The organism is Streptomyces sp. NBC_01525 (assembly GCF_045040405.1).
GTDB classification, from domain to species: Bacteria; Actinomycetota; Actinomycetes; order Streptomycetales; family Streptomycetaceae; genus Streptomyces; species Streptomyces benahoarensis.
In genome coordinates this window covers 3,039,050-3,057,102 of the sequence record NZ_CP109397.1, presented here as the reverse complement: position 1 = coordinate 3,057,102, position 18,053 = coordinate 3,039,050, and the positions used below count along the sequence as shown (strand labels likewise).

At 71.5% G+C, this 18,053-nt stretch carries 17 protein-coding genes; 11 read left to right on the top strand and 6 right to left on the bottom strand.

Translation table 11 applies throughout. From position 1 onward, the window contains the following. Nucleotides 1–162: 162 nt before the first annotated feature. The 3 genes from OG422_RS13625 to OG422_RS13615 form a co-directional block, all read right to left on the bottom strand. The gene (locus OG422_RS13625) at nucleotides 163–927 is read right to left on the bottom strand and encodes an SDR family oxidoreductase (protein WP_405742983.1); all 765 of its coding nucleotides are present in this window, start codon (nucleotides 925–927) and stop codon (nucleotides 163–165) included. A gap of 366 nt (nucleotides 928–1,293) precedes the next feature. Beyond that, the gene (locus tag OG422_RS13620) at nucleotides 1,294–1,629 is read right to left on the bottom strand and encodes a YnfA family protein (protein ID WP_143941087.1); all 336 of its coding nucleotides are present in this window, start codon (nucleotides 1,627–1,629) and stop codon (nucleotides 1,294–1,296) included. Between the two features lie 336 nt (nucleotides 1,630–1,965). Beyond that, a complete protein-coding gene (locus tag OG422_RS13615) occupies nucleotides 1,966–3,564 on the bottom strand; it encodes an FAD-dependent monooxygenase (protein ID WP_405742981.1) in 1,599 nt (532 codons plus the stop codon). 410 nt (nucleotides 3,565–3,974) lie between these two features. Here OG422_RS13615 and OG422_RS13610 point away from each other — a divergent pair, with 410 nt between their 5' ends. Further along, nucleotides 3,975–4,607, top strand: a complete 633-nt coding sequence (locus OG422_RS13610) for a TetR family transcriptional regulator (RefSeq protein WP_143941089.1) — start codon at nucleotides 3,975–3,977, stop codon at nucleotides 4,605–4,607. 151 nt (nucleotides 4,608–4,758) lie between these two features. Here the strand turns inward: OG422_RS13610 and OG422_RS13605 are convergent, their stop codons facing one another. Beyond that, entirely contained in the window at nucleotides 4,759–5,310 is a 552-nt protein-coding gene (locus OG422_RS13605; protein WP_143941090.1) for a hypothetical protein, read from the bottom strand. A gap of 327 nt (nucleotides 5,311–5,637) precedes the next feature. On the opposite strand from OG422_RS13605, the gene hemL reads away from it, so the two are divergent. The 8 genes from hemL (at nucleotide 5,638) to OG422_RS13565 (ending at nucleotide 14,235) form a co-directional block, all read left to right on the top strand. Then, nucleotides 5,638–6,945, top strand: a complete 1,308-nt coding sequence (gene hemL / locus OG422_RS13600) for a glutamate-1-semialdehyde 2,1-aminomutase (protein ID WP_405742979.1) — start codon at nucleotides 5,638–5,640, stop codon at nucleotides 6,943–6,945. Between the two features lie 98 nt (nucleotides 6,946–7,043). After that, nucleotides 7,044–7,724 (top strand): histidine phosphatase family protein, encoded by a 681-nt coding sequence (locus tag OG422_RS13595; RefSeq protein ID WP_405742977.1) that lies wholly within the window; start codon nucleotides 7,044–7,046, stop codon nucleotides 7,722–7,724. Between the two features lie 227 nt (nucleotides 7,725–7,951). Then, nucleotides 7,952–9,172, top strand: a complete 1,221-nt coding sequence (locus tag OG422_RS13590) for a hypothetical protein (RefSeq protein ID WP_405742975.1) — start codon at nucleotides 7,952–7,954, stop codon at nucleotides 9,170–9,172. 122 nt (nucleotides 9,173–9,294) lie between these two features. After that, nucleotides 9,295–9,906: a TlpA disulfide reductase family protein gene (locus OG422_RS13585; RefSeq protein ID WP_143941094.1), complete on the top strand. Its 612-nt coding sequence runs from the start codon at nucleotides 9,295–9,297 to the stop codon at nucleotides 9,904–9,906. A gap of 4 nt (nucleotides 9,907–9,910) precedes the next feature. Next, a complete protein-coding gene (locus OG422_RS13580) occupies nucleotides 9,911–10,669 on the top strand; it encodes a cytochrome c biogenesis CcdA family protein (RefSeq protein ID WP_405742973.1) in 759 nt (252 codons plus the stop codon). 4 nt (nucleotides 10,670–10,673) lie between these two features. Beyond that, the gene (locus tag OG422_RS13575) at nucleotides 10,674–12,533 is read left to right on the top strand and encodes a cytochrome c biogenesis protein ResB (RefSeq protein WP_405742971.1); all 1,860 of its coding nucleotides are present in this window, start codon (nucleotides 10,674–10,676) and stop codon (nucleotides 12,531–12,533) included. Continuing rightward, a complete protein-coding gene (ccsB, locus tag OG422_RS13570; RefSeq protein WP_143941097.1) occupies nucleotides 12,530–13,684 on the top strand; it encodes a c-type cytochrome biogenesis protein CcsB in 1,155 nt (384 codons plus the stop codon). Before OG422_RS13575 ends, ccsB begins: the two co-directional genes overlap by 4 nt. Nucleotides 13,685–13,803: 119 nt before the next feature. After that, nucleotides 13,804–14,235 carry a VOC family protein gene (locus OG422_RS13565; protein WP_405742968.1) on the top strand — a complete coding sequence of 144 codons (432 nt, stop codon included), beginning with the start codon at nucleotides 13,804–13,806 and terminating at the stop codon, nucleotides 14,233–14,235. Between the two features lie 84 nt (nucleotides 14,236–14,319). On the opposite strand, the gene OG422_RS13560 is transcribed toward OG422_RS13565, so the two are convergent. Both OG422_RS13560 and OG422_RS13555 read right to left on the bottom strand, forming a co-directional pair. Further along, nucleotides 14,320–14,757: a nucleoside deaminase gene (locus tag OG422_RS13560; protein WP_405747778.1), complete on the bottom strand. Its 438-nt coding sequence runs from the start codon at nucleotides 14,755–14,757 to the stop codon at nucleotides 14,320–14,322. 312 nt (nucleotides 14,758–15,069) lie between these two features. Continuing rightward, nucleotides 15,070–15,483 (bottom strand): PLD nuclease N-terminal domain-containing protein, encoded by a 414-nt coding sequence (locus OG422_RS13555; protein ID WP_405742966.1) that lies wholly within the window; start codon nucleotides 15,481–15,483, stop codon nucleotides 15,070–15,072. 88 nt (nucleotides 15,484–15,571) lie between these two features. On the opposite strand from OG422_RS13555, the gene OG422_RS13550 reads away from it, so the two are divergent. Next, nucleotides 15,572–17,029, top strand: coding sequence for a menaquinone biosynthesis decarboxylase (locus tag OG422_RS13550; protein ID WP_143941100.1), 1,458 nt, complete (start codon nucleotides 15,572–15,574; stop codon nucleotides 17,027–17,029). Next, nucleotides 17,026–17,949: a menaquinone biosynthesis prenyltransferase MqnP gene (mqnP, locus tag OG422_RS13545; RefSeq protein WP_405742964.1), complete on the top strand. Its 924-nt coding sequence runs from the start codon at nucleotides 17,026–17,028 to the stop codon at nucleotides 17,947–17,949. The genes OG422_RS13550 and mqnP overlap by 4 nt, the downstream gene beginning before the upstream one ends. The last annotated feature ends 104 nt before the right edge of the window (nucleotides 17,950–18,053 follow it).

Here is an 18,053-nt window from a genome sequence, read left to right as displayed (position 1 = left end):
CCGCGACGCGGATTCCATGTGGCCTGGTGGGCCCCGATGTTGATCTTCATGGTGATCTTTCTGTGGGTGGGATGTGCAGACGTGGTGAGCGGCCTCCGTGGCGGCCCCGAACGCCCTCCCGGCGGCCGTGTGACGGTGCGCCGAGCGGCCTGGCCGGTGGCCTCAGGAGGTGCGGTGGACCTTGGAGTTGGACGCCTGGGCGCGGGGGCGGACCACCAGCAGATCGATGTTGACATGGGGCGGGCGGGTGACGGCCCAGGTGATCGTGGCGGCGACATCGTCGGCGTCGAGCGGCTCGGCCACGCCCTCGTACACCTTCGCCGCCTTCGCGGTGTCACCCCGGAACCGGGTGGTCGCGAAACCCTCCGTCTTCACCATGCCGGGGGCGATCTCGATGACGCGGACGGGCTGACCGCACAGCTCCAGCCGGAGCGTCTCGGCGAGGACGTGTTCGCCGTGCTTGGCGGCGACATACCCGCCGCCGCCCTCGTAGGTGCCGTGCCCGGCGGTGGACGACACGACCACGACGGTGCCGTCGCCGGACGCGGTGAGCGCGGGCAGCAGCGCCTGGGTGATGTGGAGCGTGCCGAGGACGTTGACCTCGTACATGGCGCGCCAGTCGGCCGGGTCGCCGGTGGCCACCGGGTCGGCGCCGAGGGCGCCCCCGGCGTTGTTGACGAGGACGTCGCAGCGGTCGAGGGAGGCGGCGAACGCGTCGACGGCCGCCCGGTCGGTGACGTCGAGGACGTACGCCTCGGCGTTCGGGAGGGCGGCGGCCAGCTCCTCGATACGGTCCCGGCGGCGCGCGGTGAGCACGACGCGGTACCCGGCGTCGGCCAGCTGCCGCGCGGTCGCGGCGCCGATACCGCTGCTGGCTCCGGTGACAACGGCGATACGGGCGCCTGCGGCGCGCTCCTCGGCAGTCATGCGCTCTCCTCGGGACGGGATGGAGGCACCCGCTGCGACGACGGGCGCACGGTGTGCTGCTCAGGATATGCGGGGCGATCTTGGGGTGGGCGCCGAGCGGTGGGGGGATGACGTCCGTCCGGTGGTGGGTCACGGCCCTTGCCGGGGTGGGCGGTTGGGGCCCGGGCCGGGGCGCGGGCTGGAGCTCGGGCCGTGGTGCGGGCTCAGGGCTCGGACCCGGGTGCGGGTTGGAGCTTCGGCCCGGGGCCCGGCTGGGGGCATGGGCGCGGGGCCCGTACGGGCTTGGGCTTCAGCTCGGGGCTCGGGCCCGCACCCGGCTGCGGGCCCGGGTGCGCGACTCGGCTGCGAGGGGCGTCCCGGACCGGGTCAGCGTCCCCGGGGTGCGTACATGATCACGGCCATACCCGCGAGGCAGATGAGGGCGCCGATGACGTCCCAGCGGTCGGGGCGGTAGCCGTCGGCGACCATGCCCCAGGCGAGGGAGCCCGCGACGAAGACCCCGCCGTACGCGGCCAGGATGCGGCCGAATTCGGCATCCGGCTGAAGCGTGGCGGCGAAGCCGTAGACGCCCAGCGCGAGAACGCCCGCACCGATCCACAGCCAGCCCTTGTGCTCCCGCACGCCTTGCCAGACGAGCCACGCCCCACCGATCTCGAAGAGCGCGGCAAGGACGAACAGAAGCACGGAACGGGCGATCACCATGCGCTCCAGGGTAGGAGCCCCGCCCTCCCGTGCTGGTCGGGCCCAGCTGGTGCCCGAACCGGGCCGAGCCGGGGGCCGGGGCCCGAACGAGGCCGAGGCGGGGCCCTGCCCGAGCCGAGCCGGACCGGGCCCGCGCTGGGCCGAGTCGGACAGGCCCGCGCTGGGCCGAGCCCGATCCGGGCTCCGTGCCGGGCCGATCCGGGGGCCGGAACCCGCACGGGGGCGAGCCGGTACCCGGGCCCCGGCGCCGGTCGGGCCACCCCCTCGGCGGGGCGCCGCCCGGCCGAGGGGGTAGGGCCCGATGCCCGGTCAGCTCACCCCGCCGCGCCCGGTCGTTCAGGCAAGAGCCCGGCCGGAGGCCCGTTCGGCGGCGGGGCGCTCGCCCGCTCCCGTCCACTGGTGGAGTGCGTCCCGAAGTGCCATGGCGCGGGCGGCCGGTTCGGCCGTGTCGTCGGCCCAGGCTATGTAGCCGTCGGGGCGGACGAGCAGGGCGGTGCGGCGGTCGCTGCGCCAGGAGGCGGTGGTCAGACGGTCCTCGGGAACGTCGACCGGCTCGTCGGGCGGGGTGATGAGGACGAAGGCGCCCCGGCGCAGCAGCTCGTAGAGGCGGTTGCCGTCGGCGAGGTGGAGATCGGGGGCACGGCGGCCGGTCAGCGGGTGGGCCTTGCGGGGCGCCGGGTAGGCGATGGCGAGGCCGGAGAGTCGGCGGACGGCGCCCCGGTTGATCGGCGGGACGTGGCTGATGAGTTGGGTGGCGGCCGCCCGGGTGGCGCGCTGCGGCGGGGTGTGCAGTTTGGCGAGGCGGAGCAGGGCGCCGCTGTTGCGCAGTACGGCCGTGCCGACGGGGTGGCGCTCGGTCTGATAGCTGTCCAGCAGGGATTCGGGAGCGTGGCCGTGGAGCACGGCGGCGAGTTTCCAGCTGAGGTTGGCGGCGTCCTGGAGGCCGGTGTTCATGCCCTGGCCGCCCGCGGGGGAGTGGACGTGCGCGGCGTCCCCGGCGAGAAACGCCCGGTCGACGCGGTAGGAGGGGACCTGGCGTTCGTCGCTGTGGATGCGGGAGACCCAGCGGGCGTCGTGCATGCCGTGGTCGGTGCCGAGGGCGAGGCGGGTGAGGGCGCGGACCTCGTCCAGATCGGCGGGGGTGTTCTCGTCGGGCTGGTGATGAGGGCTCCAGCCCGTGATGCGATACCAGCCGTCGCCGAACGAGCCGATGAGGATGACGGCGTCGCGGGTGGCCTTGAGGACGAACGGCTGCGTGGGGGGCTCCGCCAGCCGGACATCGGCGAGGAGCAGGGAGTTGAGCACGGACCGGCCGGGGAACGGAAGCCCGAGCGCGGTGCGGACCGTGCTGTGGACGCCGTCCGTGCCGACGACGTAGGCGGCGCGGAGGGTGCGGATTCCTTCGGCGCCGCGGACGCGGACCGTCACACCGGATGCGCTCTGCTGGACGTCCTCCACCGCGGAGTCGTACCGGAAGGTGACCCCGGCGGCGCGGGCGCGCCGGATCAGCAGCCGCTCCACCTCGTACTGCGGGACGGCGAGGACGAAGGGGAACCGCGTCCGCAACTGGCTCGCATCGACGGCGGCGCCGCCGAAGAGGCGCAGCTGCCGCAACGGGTGCCCGATGGCGACGAGTTCGTCCGCGATCCCGCGGGCGTCGAACTGCTCCAGGGTGCGGGCATGGACCACCAGGGCGCGGGTGAGGTTGCTGACGGTGTCCGGGCGGCGCTCCAGGAGTGTCACCCGCACACCCGCCTCGGCGAGGTCCCCCGCCAGCAGCAGCCCCGTCGGCCCCGCCCCGACGACCAGCACATCGGCCAGGACATCGGCGGACTCGGAGTCCGGCCTCGCGGTGCTCCCCGGCTCCACCGCGCCCTCCGGCCCCTTCTCCCCCTCGGCCGCGCCTTCCGCGCTGCTCGGGCATTCCGTATCCATCGGGCCTTCCACGGCCCGCAGGTCTTCCGTACCCGCAGGGCCGTCCGTGCGCTCCCGCCCCGCTGCCGTACCTGAGGTGCTGTGCATGACGTTCATGGCGGCCTCCCCATGCCACACGTACTGCCAACCTGACTCGGCCGGGGCGCTGCTCACCTTGCGGCGCCCCGCGCCGACCACTCAAGCGAAACGCCCCGGCACTCTTGGAAGGACGGGTGCCAACGCATGTTGGTCAACGCTTGTTGGCAAGCGTACGCCCGCCGCGCTCGCGAAGTCAACGGTTGTGGGCAAAAGTGGCCGGGCGCCTACGCGGATCCCATTCCGACGCAGGTCGGGGCCGGTATATGCCTGCGTCCCGTCCCCGGTCCGGCGCTCCCGCGGTCCACGCCCGTGGGCATACAGTTGTGGGCATGATGGCCGACCGAGCAGCTTCCGTACCGTCCCCGGACGCCGTGGCGGCGGACCGCGCCCCCACCGTGGCCTCCGGCGCCCGCCCCCGCCGCTCCGACGCCACGAGGGCCGCGATCCTGGCCGCCGCCCGCGAGCGCTTCGCCGCCGACGGGTACGAGCGGGCCACGATCCGCGCCATCGCGCGCGACGCGGGGATCGACCCGTCGATGGTGATGCGCTACTACGGCAACAAGGAGGGCCTGTTCGCCGCCGCGTCCGCGATCGATCTGCGTGCGGAGCAGCTGGAGGCCGTCCCGCGCGAGGAGATGGGCGCCCGCCTCGTGCGCCACTTCCTGGAGCGCTGGGAGCACGACGAGACGCTGACCGGCATGCTGCGCGTCGGCGTGACGAACGAGGCGGGCGCGGAGCGGATGCGCGAGGTGTTCCGGGACCAGATGGGGCCGGTGATCGCAGGCGTCTGCCCGGCGCCCGAGGAAGCGCCGAAGCGCGCCGCGCTGATCGCCTCGCAGATCCTGGGCATGGCGCTGTGCCGCTACGTCCTGCACCTGCCGCCCGCCGTCGACCTCGAACGGGACGAGGTCGTGGCGTGGCTGGCGCCCACGGTGCAGCGCTATCTCGCCGACGCGCACCCCTGAGCAGCGGCGCACCGGGCGTCTGAGCGGCGGCGTACCGGACGGCCACGGCGGACGGGCGTCACCGCGGCCGGACCCGCGGGGCCACCGGGATCAGGCCCGGGGCAGGCGCTCCGCCGGGCCCTCGGGCGTTACGCCTACGGCCGCACCGGGGTCACGGCCACACCAGGCAGTACGCCTGATGCCCCGCCTCATGGAGCCGGTGGCTGAAGTCCTGCCACTCGTGCAGCAGCTGGTAGACGGTGTAGGCGTCGCGCGGGCCGCCGCGGTCGGGGACGGTGGACCATATGAACGCGGCGGCGCCGACGGACTCCTCGCCGATGCCGCGCAGCGGGTCGACGACCGTCATGGGGAGCTTGACCACCGCGTAGTCGGGGTGCAGTACGACGAGTTCGAGCGGTGGGACCTTGTGGAGCGGGACGCCCTCGATGCCGGTGAGGACCATGGCGGCCATGGTCTCCGGCTTGATCTTGGTGAACATGCCGCCCATACCCAGCTCGTCGCCGCCGAGCTCCTCAGGGCGCATCGAGATCGGGACGCGGGCAGCGGTGGCGCCGTTGGGCGCGCCGAAGTACTTGTACGTCACCCCCATGCGGCCGCCTCTGCTGTCCCCACCCTTGATCCCGTCGCGCCGGTGGCGGCCGCGCTGGGCGCGCTCAGGGCCCCGGTCATCGGTCCCCTCGCCCAGTTCGCCACCGCGATGCATATCTCCCACCCGACCACTCGCAGCCTCAGCCACGCAACCCGATCATCGTCTCAGAATCTCCCCCGTCATGGGCGCGCGAAACCGCCCTGCCGCACGCCCCTGCGCGCCTCTGAGACCATGGATGGCGTGACCCATTCGTACGATGCCCCAGTTTCGCAGACACGCGGGGGCTGACGCCCGGCCGAGAGCGGGAGGAATCCAGAGGGTCCGAGAAGGGACGGCGTGGGCCGGACCGGTCGCGCGCCAGGGTTTCCCGCACCGTTGTCAGCCGGGCCGTGTCCGTGTGGCGCCGCCCTTTCCCTCCCGTATATGCAGGTCAGGATCGCTGTGACTTTTCCTTATGAAGCCCCTGTTTCGCAGTCGCTGTTCGACCGCGCGTCCCAGGTGACGCCCGGTGGCGTGAATTCGCCGGTGCGGGCCTTCCGGGCCGTGGGCGGTACGCCCCGGTTCATGGTGTCCGGTACCGGTCCGTACCTGACGGACGCCGACGGTCGGGAGTATGTCGACCTCGTGTGCTCGTGGGGACCGATGATCCTCGGACATTCCCATCCCGAGGTGATCGCGGCCGTCCAGGAGGCGGTCGCGCACGGTACGTCGTTCGGGACGCCCGGTGCGGGTGAGGTGGAGCTGGCGGAGGAGATCGTCGCGCGGATCGCGCCGGTCGAGCAGGTGCGGCTGGTGTCGTCCGGCACCGAGGCGACGATGTCCGCGATCCGGCTGGCGCGCGGCTACACCGGCCGCGCCAAGATCGTGAAGTTCGCCGGCTGCTACCACGGTCATGTGGACGCGCTGCTGGCCGCGGCGGGTTCGGGTGTGGCGACCTTCGGTCTGCCGGACACCCCGGGCGTGACGGGTGCGCAGGCGGGCGACACGCTGGTGCTGCCGTACAACGACATCGAGGCGGTCCGGGCGGCGTTCGCGGCGCATCCGGGCGAGATCGCGTGCGTGATCACCGAGGCGTCGCCGGGCAACATGGGCGTCGTCCCGCCGCTGCCCGGCTTCAACCAGGGCCTGAAGGATCTCTGCGCGGCCAACGGCGCGCTGTACATCTCCGACGAGGTGATGACGGGCTTCCGCGTCTCGAAGGCCGGTTGGTACGGCATCGACGGTGTCACCCCGGACCTGATGACGTTCGGCAAGGTGATGGGCGGCGGCTTCCCGGCGGCGGCGTTCGGTGGCCGCGCCGAGGTGATGGCGCACCTGGCACCGGCCGGTCCCGTCTATCAGGCAGGGACCCTGTCCGGGAACCCGATCGCGACCGCGGCGGGCGTCGCGCAGCTGCGGCTGCTGGACGACGCGGCGTACGAGAAGGTCGACGCGGTCTCCGCCGAGGTGCGGGCGCTGGTCACCGGGGCGCTGGCCAAGGAGGGCGTGGCGCACCGTGTCCAGGCGGCGGGCAACATGTTCTCGGTGTTCTTCACGGACGCCGACGTGACGGACTACGACGCGGCGAAGGCGCAGGAGTCGTTCCGCTTCACCGCGTTCTTCCACTCGATGCTCTCCCAGGGCGTCTACCTCCCGCCGTCCGCGTTCGAGTCGTGGTTCGTGTCGACCGCGCACGACGCCGCCGCGGTGGAGCGGATCGCCGCCGCACTGCCCGCCGCGGCCCGTGCCGCCGCCGGGGCGACCGCCTGAGCCGGAGCGCGACACGTGGCCGACCGGCACGTACCGGTCGGCCGCGCGCCCCGGCGGGCCGACGTATCCACGGACCGACGACTGAATGAATGGGTGACATGAGCAGCGAAGACTTCACCGTTGTGCACCTGATGCGGCACGGCGAGGTGCACAACCCGGAGGGGGTGCTCTACGGGCGACGCCCCGGGTACCACCTTTCGGATCTGGGCCGGAAGATGGCCGACCAGGTCGCCGAGCACCTCGCGGGTCGCGACATCACACATGTCGTCGCCTCGCCGCTGGAGCGCGCACAGGAGACGGCCGCGCCGATCTCGGCGGCGCTGGGGATTACGACGGCGACCGACGAGCGGCTGATCGAGGCGGCGAACGTCTTCGAGGGGAAGACGTTCGGCGTCGGCGACGGTGCGCTGAAGAAGCCGGGCAACTGGAAGTACCTGACGAACCCGTTCCGCCCGTCCTGGGGCGAGCCGTACATCGAGCAGGTCGTCCGGATGATGGCGGCGCTCGGTGCGGCGCGGGATGCGGCGCGCGGGCACGAGGCGGTGGCGGTCAGCCATCAGCTGCCGATCTGGATCGTGCGGAGCTTCGCGGAGCGGCGGCGGCTGTGGCACGACCCGCGCAAGCGGCAGTGCACGCTGGCGTCCCTGACGTCCTTCACGTTCCACGGCGACAAGATTATTTCCGTGGGTTACAGCGAACCTGCACGGGACCTCGTCCCGTCTCATCTGTTGGCGGGCGCGAAGCCGGTCAAGGGGAAGGTGAAGGCGTTCGGCGCGTGACGTGAGCGTGTGCCCTCGGGGCGGCCCCGTCGTGGGTCGCCCCGTTGCTGTCCGCGGCGTCCGGGGCCTTACGCGGGCTGACGGCTTGTCAAGGACGGCTCGCTGAATACCTGAAAAGTCATAAGATATAACTGAATAGCGCGGAACCTCTGCGTTCGCCGGGCCATCTAACTGATTGTCCATTTATATGGATATTGGAATCAGCGAGCACGGATGGGGACGACGCTATGCGCGCAATCAGTCGGCGGAACCTGCTGGGAATGGGTATCGGGGCGGCCGCGGCGCTGGGCGTCGCCGGCTGCTCGACCGGTACGGACACCGCATCGGACAAACAACGGGCGAAGAACGCGATCCAGGCGCGGCCGAAGCTCATCGGCGACGGCTCGACCGCCGACTACGGACGCCAGCCCCACCAGCCCAAGGCGCCCGAGCGGCTGGAACCGGGCCAGACACCACCACAGTTCGTGATCTTCTCCTGGGACGGCGCGGGAGAGATCGGCAACGGCCTCTTCCCGCGCTTCCTGCAACTCGCCCGGGACCACGGCGTGGCCATGACCTTCTTCCTCTCCGGGCTCTACCTCCTGCCGGAGAGCAAGAAGCACCTCTACCTCCCGCCCAACAACGCGCCCGGTGCCTCCGACATCGGCTACCTCACCGACGAGCACATCAAGGTGACCCTCAAGAGCGTCCGGCAGGCGTGGCTCGACGGCCACGAGATCGGCACCCACTTCAACGGCCACTTCTGCGCTGGTTCCGGCACGGTCAAGAACTGGACGCCCGACCAGTGGCGCTCCGAGATCGACCAGGCCGTGGACTTCGTGACCAAGTGGCGGACGAACACCGGCTTCGCGGACGTGGAGCCGCTGCCCTTCGACTACCGCAAGGAGCTGATCGGCGGCCGTACCCCCTGCCTCCTGGGCCAGGAGAACCTGCTGCCCACCGCCGAGAAGCTCGGCTGGCGCTACGACGCCAGCTCGCCCGGCGGCCTTCAGATGTGGCCCCGTAAGAAGGGGAACATCTGGGACTACCCGCTCCAGCAGATCCCGTTCCCCGGCCACACCTTCGAGGTGCTGTCGATGGACTACAACATCCTCGCCAACCAGTCCAAGAACTCCACCCGCGCCCCGTCCGCCAACTACCCGGGCTGGCGCCGCCAGGCCACCGACTCGTACATCTCCGGCTTCCAGCGGGCGTACGAGACCAACCGTGCGCCGTTCTTCATCGGCAACCACTTCGAGGAGTGGAACGGCGGCCTCTACATGGATGCCGTCGAGGAGGCGCTCAAGCACATCGCCAACGAGCAGAACCGGGACGTGCGGATGGTCTCCTTCCGGCAGTTCACCGACTGGCTCGACGCACAGGACCCTGCGGTCCTGGCCAAGCTCCAGGCCCTGCCGGTCGGCCAGCAGCCCGCCGGCGGGTGGAAGACGTACCTCGGCGCGGCCTGACGCGGGATGTGCGCGGCCCGTCCGGCGGGCCGCGCACGGCCGTGACATGCCCTTTCGTGGCGGGATCCGTCCGGTGAGGGGGGCGCCAAAGATCCGGAATCCGCCCATGCGAAACTTTTCACATGAGTGCCTGCCGCGCCCCCCGCCGCCTCACCGGCCGCCGTCGCCTCACCCTGCTCGCTGCGGGGACGGCGCTCGCGTCGCTGACGCTGAGCGCCTGTGGTGAGGGCACCTCGGGCGGCTCCTCGCAGACCCGGTTCGTCCAGGGCAAGAACGGCATCGCCAGGGTCGACGCGGCCGACCGGCAGAAGGTGCCGGAGATCTCGGGCGAGACCACCACCGGCAAGCCCCTCGATCTCTCCGCCTACAAGGGCAAGGTCGTCGTCCTCAACGTCTGGGGCTCGTGGTGCGGCCCGTGCATCGCGGAGGCGCCGAACTTCGCCAAGGTCGCCAAGGACACCGAGGATCAGGGCGTCCAGTTCGTCGGGATCAACACCCGCGACAACAAGACCCAGGCGACCAGCTTCGAGGACCAGCACAAGATGCCGTACCCGAGCCTGTTCGACCCGACCGGCAAGCTGATGCTCCGCTTCCCCAAGGGCAGCCTCAACCCGCAGTCGATCCCGTCCACCATCGTCATCGACCGGCACGGGAAGATCGCCGCGCGCTCCCTCGGCCCACTCGCCGAGGACGACCTGCGCGCGATGCTCAAGCCGCTGATCGCCGAGAAGTGATCCTGTGATCACGCTCGCCGCCGCGTACAACGACACCGTCATGACCGGCGCCCTGCTGGCGGCGGTGCCCGTCGCCCTCCTCGGCGGCCTCGTCTCCTTCTTCTCGCCCTGTGTGCTGCCGCTCGTACCGGGCTACATGTCGTACGTCACCGGCGTCACCGGCACCGACCTCGCGGAGGCCAAGCGCGGCCGGATGTTCGCCGGGGCGCTGCTCTTCGTCCTCGGCTTCACCGCCGTCTTCGTCTCCGGTGGCGCGCTCTTCGGCTTCTTCGGGCAGCGGCTCCAGGAGAACAAGGAGATCATCTCCCGCGTCCTCGGCGCCCTGATGATCCTGCTCGGGCTGGCCTTCGCCGGTGTCCTCAAGCGGTTCGGGCAGCGCGAGGTGCGCTTCCACAAGAAGCCCGCGATGGGCCTGGCCGGTGCGCCGCTGCTCGGCGCGCTCTTCGGCGTCGGCTGGACGCCGTGCCTGGGCCCCACCCTCACCGCCGTCAACACCCTCGCGCTCAACCAGGCGAGCGCCTCCCGCGGCGCGCTGCTCACCGTCGCCTACTGCCTGGGCCTGGGCCTGCCGTTCATCGCCGTGGCGTTGGCGTTCCGCCGGATGCTCGGAGCGTTCGGCTGGGTCAAGCGGCACTACGTAGGGGTGATGCGGATCGGCGGCGGCATGATGGTCGTGCTCGGCATTCTCCTGGTCACCGGCGTCTGGGACGGAATGATGTCCGGGCTGCAGAGCTGGACGCAAAGCTCCACCGTTGGGATCTGAACCGATGTCCACCACGACCGACACCTCTCGCGACGCGGAGTCCGGCGCCCCGCGCGACGGCGACTCCGATCTCGGCGCGGCCGGATCGCAACTCTCCACCGCCCCCAAGGAGGAGATCAGCTTCCCCTCGCTCGGCCCGCTCGGCTGGGTGCGGTGGTTCTGGCGCCAGCTCACCTCGATGCGGGTGGCGCTGCTGCTGCTGTTCCTGCTGTCGATCGGCGCCATCCCCGGCTCGCTGATCCCGCAGACCAGCATCGACCCCGTCAAGGTCGACGCCTTCAAGGCCGACCACCCCTCGCTCGCGGGCATCTACGACAAGCTCGGGATGTTCCACGTCTACAGCTCGGTGTGGTTCTCCGCGATCTACCTGCTGCTCTTCATCTCCCTCATCGGCTGCATCGTGCCCCGCACCTGGCAGTTCGTCGGCCAGCTCCGCAGCCGCCCGCCGGGCGCGCCGCGCCGCCTGACCCGGCTGCCCGCGTACGCGACGTGGCGTACGGAGGCGGAGCCGGAGGCGGTCCTCGCGGCGGCGCAGCGGCTGCTGAAGAAGCGGCGGTTCCGCGTCCACCGGGCCGGTACGGCGGTGGCGTCCGAGAAGGGGTACCTGCGGGAGCTGGGCAACCTCGTCTTCCACGTCGCGCTGATCGTGATGCTGGTGGCGTTCGGCGTCGGCAGCCTGTGGAAGTCCGAGGGCGGCAAGCTCGTCACCGAGGGCGACGGCTTCGCCAACAACCTCACGCAGTACGACGACTTCACGTCCGGCCCGTTCTACGACCCGGACGCGATGGAGCCGTTCGGCTTCACCCTCGACAGCTTCGACGCGACGTACGAGCGCACCGGGCCGGAGCGCGGTACGCCGCGCACCTTCCGCGCCAACGTCACGTACTACACCGGCGCCGACGGCACGGAACACCGCACCAAGATCGAGGTCAACGAGCCGCTGGACATCGCCGGGTCGCGGGTCTACCTCCTCAGCCACGGCTACGCGCCGCAGGTGAAGGTCAAGGACGGCCGCGGCAAGGTCGTCTACGACGGCGCGGTGCCGTTCCTGACGCAGGACCCGAAGAACTTCACCTCCACCGGCGTGGTGAAGGTGCCCAGTGCGCAGACCAAGGACGGCAAGCGCAATCAGCTGGGCTTCCAGGGCTTCTTCGTGCCGACCTTCGGCGGCAAGGGCTCCGGCTCGATGTTCTCGACGTTCCCGGCGCTCGACTACCCGGTGCTGACGCTCACCGCGTACCACGGTGATCTCGGGCTGGACTCGGGGCTTTCGCAGAGCGTCTACCAGCTCGACCAGAAGCACCTCAAGCAGTACAAGGTCAAGGACCGCAAGCTCGCGCAGATGATGCTGCCGGGCGAGACGATGAAGCTGCCGAACGGCGACGGCTCCATCACCTTCACCGGCGTCAAGACCTGGGCCAGCTTCAAGATCACCCACCAGCCGGGCAACGGTCTCGCGCTGACCGGCGCGGTGGCGGCGCTGCTGGGCCTGGCGGCCTCGCTGTTCATCCAGCGCCGCCGGGTGTGGGTCCGTGCCGAGCCGGGCCCGGACGGCATCACCGTCGTCGAGATCGCCGGTCTGGGCCGCAGCGAATCGGCCCGGCTGCCGGAGGAACTCGGCGACCTGGCCGCCGCACTGACCCCGGAGGCGCCGGTCGCCCCGGACGCGGAGCCGGACGCACCGGACGCCGAGCCCGGCCCGGACGGCGCGGCTCCGGCCACGTCCTCCGGTACGGACGCGGCACCGGCCTCCGGCCCGGCCGCGGCGTCCCCCGACGAGGAGGCCCCCCAAGGCCCCGAAGACCCGGCGCAGCCCACCGACTCCGCCGACCCCGCTGACCCCTCCGAAGGAGCGCGCGCGTGAACATCGCGGCCGCAGCCAACGAGACACTGGCGCACAACAGCAATCTGCTGGTCTACGGTGCGATGGCCGTCTACACCCTGGCCTTCCTCGCGCACATGGCCGAGTGGGTGTTCGGCAGCCGCAGCAAGGTCGGCCGCACGGCCGCCGCGCTGACCGTCGAGGCGGTCGAGCCCGCCACCGTCACCGTCCGGTCGGCGGCCAAGGGCGGCACCGCCGTGCTGGACCGGCCCGCGGTCGTCACCCGCACCGCTCCCGGCGGCCGGGACGTCCCCGACGGCCCCGGCGCGGCCGGCGGCACCGCGAAGGGCGACCTCTACGGCCGGATCGCCATCTCCCTGACGGTGCTGGCCTGGGCGCTGCACGTCGGCGGCGTCCTCACCCGCGCCCTGTCCGTGCAGCGTGCCCCCTGGGGCAACATGTACGAGTTCTCCACCACGTTCGCCGCCGTCGCGGTCTCGGTGTACCTGATCCTGCTGGTGCTGAAGAAGAACGTCCGCTGGATCGGGCTGCCGCTGGTCACCACCGTCCTGCTCGACCTCGGCCTCGCGGTCTCCGTCCTGTACACCGCCAGCGACCAGCTGGTCCCGGCGCTCCACTCGTACTGGCTGTGGATCCACGTCAGCTGCGCCATCATCTCCGGCGCCGTCCTCTACATGGGCGCCGTCGCCACGCTCCTCTTCCTCTTCCGCGACCGCTACGAGGACCGGCTCGGCGACGGCCGGGTCGCCGCCCTGCACGAGCGGCTGGACACGCTGCGCCGGTCCGGCAAGGACAAGGAGCAGTCGACGTTCGGGCTGCGGGTGCGCATCGGGGGCAACGACGTGCTCTCCCGGCTGCCCGCCGCCGCCTCGCTCGACAAGTTCGCCTACCGCGTCAACGCCACGGTCTTCCCGCTGTGGACGTTCACCATCATCGCGGGCGCCATCTGGGCCGAGGCCGCCTGGGGCCGCTACTGGGGCTGGGACCCCAAGGAGGTCTGGTCCTTCATCACCTGGGTCGCGTACGCCTGCTACCTGCACGCCCGCGCCACCGCCGGGTGGAAGGGCCGCAAGGCCGCCTGGCTGGGCCTGATCGCCTTCGCCTGCTACCTCTTCAACTACTACGGCGTGAACATCTTCGTCACCGGCCTGCATTCGTACGCCGGGGTCTGACGCACCTGTACGCACCATCGGAGGCGGTCCCGTCACGGGGCCGCCTCCGGTCGTTTTCCGCAGGGCCCGGCGGGGCGGAAACGGACGTGCGGGCGAGGCGTGCGGCATACGGTGAGCGCATGGAGCAGCGCATCACCCTGATCACCCTTGGCGTCACCGATCTCGCCCGCGCCCAGGGCTTCTACGAGGCCCTGGGCTGGCGCGGCCAGGAGGTCGAGGAGACCGTCTTCTTCCAGGCCGGTGGCCTCGGACTGGTCCTGTGGGGCCGGGAGAAGCTGGCGGCGGACGCCGGGCTGGCACCCGGGACGCCGGGCGGCTTCGGCGGCATCGCCCTGGCCCACAACGTCCGCTCCGACGCCGAGGTCGACGCCCTGCTGACGGCGGCGGAACGGGCCGGAGCCACCGTCACCAGGCCCGCGGCCGTCAACCCGATCGGCTTCTACTCCGGCGCCTTCACCGACCCGGACGGGCACGTCTGGGAGGTCGCGCACAATCCTGGTTTCCCGCTGGCGGAGGACGGGTCGGTGACGTTGCCGGACTTCGGCGCCTGAGCGGGCGGCGGCCGTTCCGCCGAGCGACGGGGCGCGGGCCTGCCGGGGCGCGAGGCCGCGCCGCTCCTGAGCGAGGCGCCCTGCTCACTCCGCCCCGGCGCCCCCGATGTCCTCCCGCCACAGCTCCGGCCGCGCCTGCGTGAACTCCCGCATCAGCGCCACGCACTCCGGGTCGTCCAGCACCACGATGCGGACGCCGTGGCGGGCCAGCCAGTCGTGGCCGCCGTGGAAGGTGCGGGCCTCGCCGACGACGAGCCGGGAGATGCCGAACTGCCGCACCAGACCGCTGCAGTACCAGCACGGCGAGAGGGTGGTGACCATCGTGGTGCCGCGGTAGCCGGGGCGGCGGCCGGCCGCGCGGAACGCCGCGGTCTCGGCGTGGGCGGACGGATCGCCGTCCTGGACACGGCGGTTGCGGCCGCGTCCCCAGAGCGTGCCGTCGGGACCGTAGAGCGCCGCGCCGATCGGGACGCCGCCCTCGTCGCCCCCGGCGCGCGCCTCCGCCAGCGCGGTCGCCAGCATCGTCCGGGCCTGTTCCTGGAGATGGCGCGGGTCGCCCGGCAGGTCGGGGGCGGGGTGGTCGTCCGTGCCGTCGCGCATCAGTGCGTCGCGGTCGCGCGCCCACTCCTGACGGCCGGGCTCCGAGGGGAGATCCATGCCGCCCAGCCTAGGGCTGTCCCGTCATCCCTGGCGGGCGCGCGACGACAGCTACGGCACCTCGCCGCGTTGTCGGAACATCCGGATACACCCAGTATCCGGACGCCCCTCCGCCTTGCGACGCACCGCATCTGACGCCGCGCGCTGATCCACCAGGGATAACGGGACAGCCCTAGGTCAGTCCTTCGACGGTGGCGGGGTCTGGCCGGGGCCGTTCGGAGTGCCGTCGTCGTGGCGGCGCAGCTCCTCCTCGCGGCGGCGCAGATCGGCCTCCCAGTCCTTGAGCAGCGCCTCGTCCCGCTCGCTCCCGTCCTTCTTGTTCTCGTCCTTGAGGGACTTCAGGAACTCGGGGTTGTCGTCGGGTGCCACCCAGGTGGCCCGCCCGCGCGGCGCGCCGCCCGCGGGCTCGCGGACCTTGCCCGCGATGAGCCAGGCGATCGGCCCGACCAGCACCTCGCCGAAGAGCAGGATGATGAGCACCCAGATGACCTTGGGCAGGCCGCGGATCTGCGACTCGGGGGTGTTCACACAGTCGATGAACGCGTAGATCCACAGGGCCAGGACCAGGATGAACGGCAGATACCTGAGCATTGCGGAAGGGGCCCCCTGGACGCGGCGGCGGGCCCGCTGCGGGGCCCGGTGACCTGTCCAGGGTAGTGCGTACCCGATACTGGGACGTATGGCTTATGACGATCTTCGCTCGTTTCTGCGCGCGCTCGACCGGGAGGGCGACCTCAAGCGCATCAAGGCCGAGGTCGACCCCCACCTGGAGGTCGGCGAGATCGTTGACCGGGTGCAGAAGGCGGGCGGCCCCGCGCTCCTCTTCGAGAACGTCAAGGGCTCGGCGATGCCGCTGGCCATGAACGTCTACGGCACCGACCGCCGCCTGCTGAAGGCCCTCGGCCTGAAGTCGTACGGCGACATCAGCGACAAGATCGGCGGTCTGCTGCGGCCCGAGCTGCCGCAGGGTTTCGTCGGGATGCGTGAGGCGTTCGGCAAGCTCGCCGGGATGACGCACGTCCCGCCGAAGAAGATCAAGGGCGACGACGCGCCCGTCCAGGAGGTCGTGCTCCGCGGCGACGACGTCGATCTGGACGCGCTCCCGGCCCTCTTCACCTGGCCGAAGGACGGCGGTTCCTTCTTCAACCTGGGCCTGACGCACACCAAGGACCCCGAGACCGGCATCCGCAACCTCGGTCTCTACCGCCTCCAGCGTCACGACAAGCGCACCATCGGGATGCACTGGCAGATCCACAAGGACAGCCGGAACCACTACCAGGTCGCCGCCCGCCGCGGCGAGAAGCTGCCGGTCGCCATCGCCTTCGGCTGCCCCCCGGCCGTCACGTACGCGTCGACCGCGCCGCTGCCCGGCGACATCGACGAGTACCTCTTCGCCGGGTTCCTCCAGGGCAAGCGGATCGAGATGGTCGACTGCAAGACCGTCCCCCTCCAGGTCCCGGCGCACGCCGAGGTTGTCATCGAGGGCTGGCTGGAGCCCGGCGAGATGCTGCCGGAGGGCCCGTTCGGCGACCACACCGGTTTCTACACGCCGCAGGAGCCGTTCCCGGCGCTGAAGATCGACTGCGTGACGATGCGGAAGCGGCCGCTGCTCCAGTCGATCGTGGTGGGCCGCCCGCCGACGGAGGATGGGCCGCTGGGCCGCGCGACGGAACGCTTCTTCCTCCCGCTGCTGAAGATCATCGTCCCGGACATCGTGGACTACCACCTCCCCGAGTCCGGCGGCTTCCACAACTGCGCGATCGTCTCGATCGACAAGAAGTACCCCAAGCATGCGCAGAAGGTCATGCACGCCATCTGGGGCGCCCACATGATGTCGCTGACCAAGCTGATCGTCGTCGTCGACGCCGACTGCGACGTCCACAACCTCCACGAGGTCTCCTGGCGGGCCCTCGGCAACACCGACTACGCCCGCGACCTGACCGTCGTCGAAGGCCCCGTCGACCACCTCGACCACGCCTCGTACCAGCAGTTCTGGGGCGGCAAGGCGGGTATCGACGCCACGAAGAAGTGGCCCGAGGAGGGCTACACCCGCGACGGCGGCTGGCCGGACATGGTCGAGTCGGACCCCCGGACGGCGGCGCTGGTCGACCGCCGGTGGAAGGAGTACGGCCTGTGAGCGGCGAGACGGTGGTCGCGCAGGGCAGCGCGAGCGGTCCCCACCGGAGTGGGGGTGTTTCGGCGTTCCTGCGCCTGGTGATGATCGAGCACTCGGTCTTCGCGCTGCCCTTCGCCTACATCGCGGCGCTGACCGCGATGTACGAGTGGGACAAGAGCATCCACTGGGGCCGGCTGCTGCTGGTGACGGTGGCGATGGTCGGGCTGCGGACGTTCGCGATGGCCGCCAACCGCATCATCGACCGCGAGATCGACGCCCGGAACCCGCGCACCGCGGGCCGCGAGCTGGTGACCGGCGCGGTGTCGGTCCGCTCGGCGTGGACCGGCGCGCTGATCGCTGTCGTCGTCTTCCTCGGCGCGGCGGCGCTGCTCAACTCGCTGTGCCTGGCGCTGGCGCCGGTCGCGGTGGTGCCGATGGTGGTCTATCCGTACGGCAAGCGGTTCACCAACTTCCCGCACGCGATCCTCGGGCTGGCGCAGGCGATAGGGCCGGTCGGCGCGTGGCTGGCGATCAGCGGCAGCTGGTCGTGGGACGCGGTGATCCTGGGCCTGGCGGTCGGCGTCTGGATCGGCGGCTTCGACCTGATCTTCGCCTGCCAGGACGTACAGGCCGACCGGGCGCACGGCGTGAAGTCCGTCCCCGCCCGCTTCGGCATCCCGGCGGCGCTGCACGGCGCCCGCGCCTGCCACGCCGTCACCACCGCGCTGCTGGTCTGGTACGCGCTGGCCACCGGCGCCGGGGTGTTCTTCTGGATCGGCCTGGTGATCGTCGTCGGCGCGTTCCTCTACGAGCACACGATCGTCCGGCCGCACGACCTGTCGCGCCTGAACCGTGCGTTCTTCAGCGTCAACGGCTTCATCGGCATCGCGCTCTTCGTCTGCGCCCTGGCCGACCTGCTGGTCCGCGGCCTGACGCTGTGACGGACCGGGACTGACACGGCGACGGCCCGGGGCTTCTGGCCCCGGGCCGTTTCCGTAGCTGCTGGTCCGCGGTGGCCCGCTGCCCTGCCCGTCACCGGAGGGGC

Bases quoted from the DNA above. Each gene is read 5' to 3' on its own strand.
- OG422_RS13625 (WP_405742983.1), bottom strand. From the start codon at position 927: ATGACTGCCGAGGAGCGCGCCGCAGGCGCCCGTATCGCCGTTGTCACC.
- OG422_RS13620 (WP_143941087.1), bottom strand. From the start codon at position 1,629: ATGGTGATCGCCCGTTCCGTGCTTCTGTTCGTCCTTGCCGCGCTCTTC.
- OG422_RS13615 (WP_405742981.1), bottom strand. From the start codon at position 3,564: ATGGATACGGAATGCCCGAGCAGCGCGGAAGGCGCGGCCGAGGGGGAG.
- OG422_RS13610 (WP_143941089.1), top strand. From the start codon at position 3,975: ATGGCCGACCGAGCAGCTTCCGTACCGTCCCCGGACGCCGTGGCGGCG.
- OG422_RS13605 (WP_143941090.1), bottom strand. From the start codon at position 5,310: ATGCATCGCGGTGGCGAACTGGGCGAGGGGACCGATGACCGGGGCCCT.
- OG422_RS13595 (WP_405742977.1), top strand. From the start codon at position 7,044: ATGAGCAGCGAAGACTTCACCGTTGTGCACCTGATGCGGCACGGCGAG.
- OG422_RS13590 (WP_405742975.1), top strand. From the start codon at position 7,952: ATGCGCGCAATCAGTCGGCGGAACCTGCTGGGAATGGGTATCGGGGCG.
- OG422_RS13585 (WP_143941094.1), top strand. From the start codon at position 9,295: ATGAGTGCCTGCCGCGCCCCCCGCCGCCTCACCGGCCGCCGTCGCCTC.
- OG422_RS13575 (WP_405742971.1), top strand. From the start codon at position 10,674: ATGTCCACCACGACCGACACCTCTCGCGACGCGGAGTCCGGCGCCCCG.
- OG422_RS13565 (WP_405742968.1), top strand. From the start codon at position 13,804: ATGGAGCAGCGCATCACCCTGATCACCCTTGGCGTCACCGATCTCGCC.
- OG422_RS13560 (WP_405747778.1), bottom strand. From the start codon at position 14,757: ATGCTGGCGACCGCGCTGGCGGAGGCGCGCGCCGGGGGCGACGAGGGC.
- OG422_RS13555 (WP_405742966.1), bottom strand. From the start codon at position 15,483: ATGCTCAGGTATCTGCCGTTCATCCTGGTCCTGGCCCTGTGGATCTAC.
- OG422_RS13550 (WP_143941100.1), top strand. From the start codon at position 15,572: ATGGCTTATGACGATCTTCGCTCGTTTCTGCGCGCGCTCGACCGGGAG.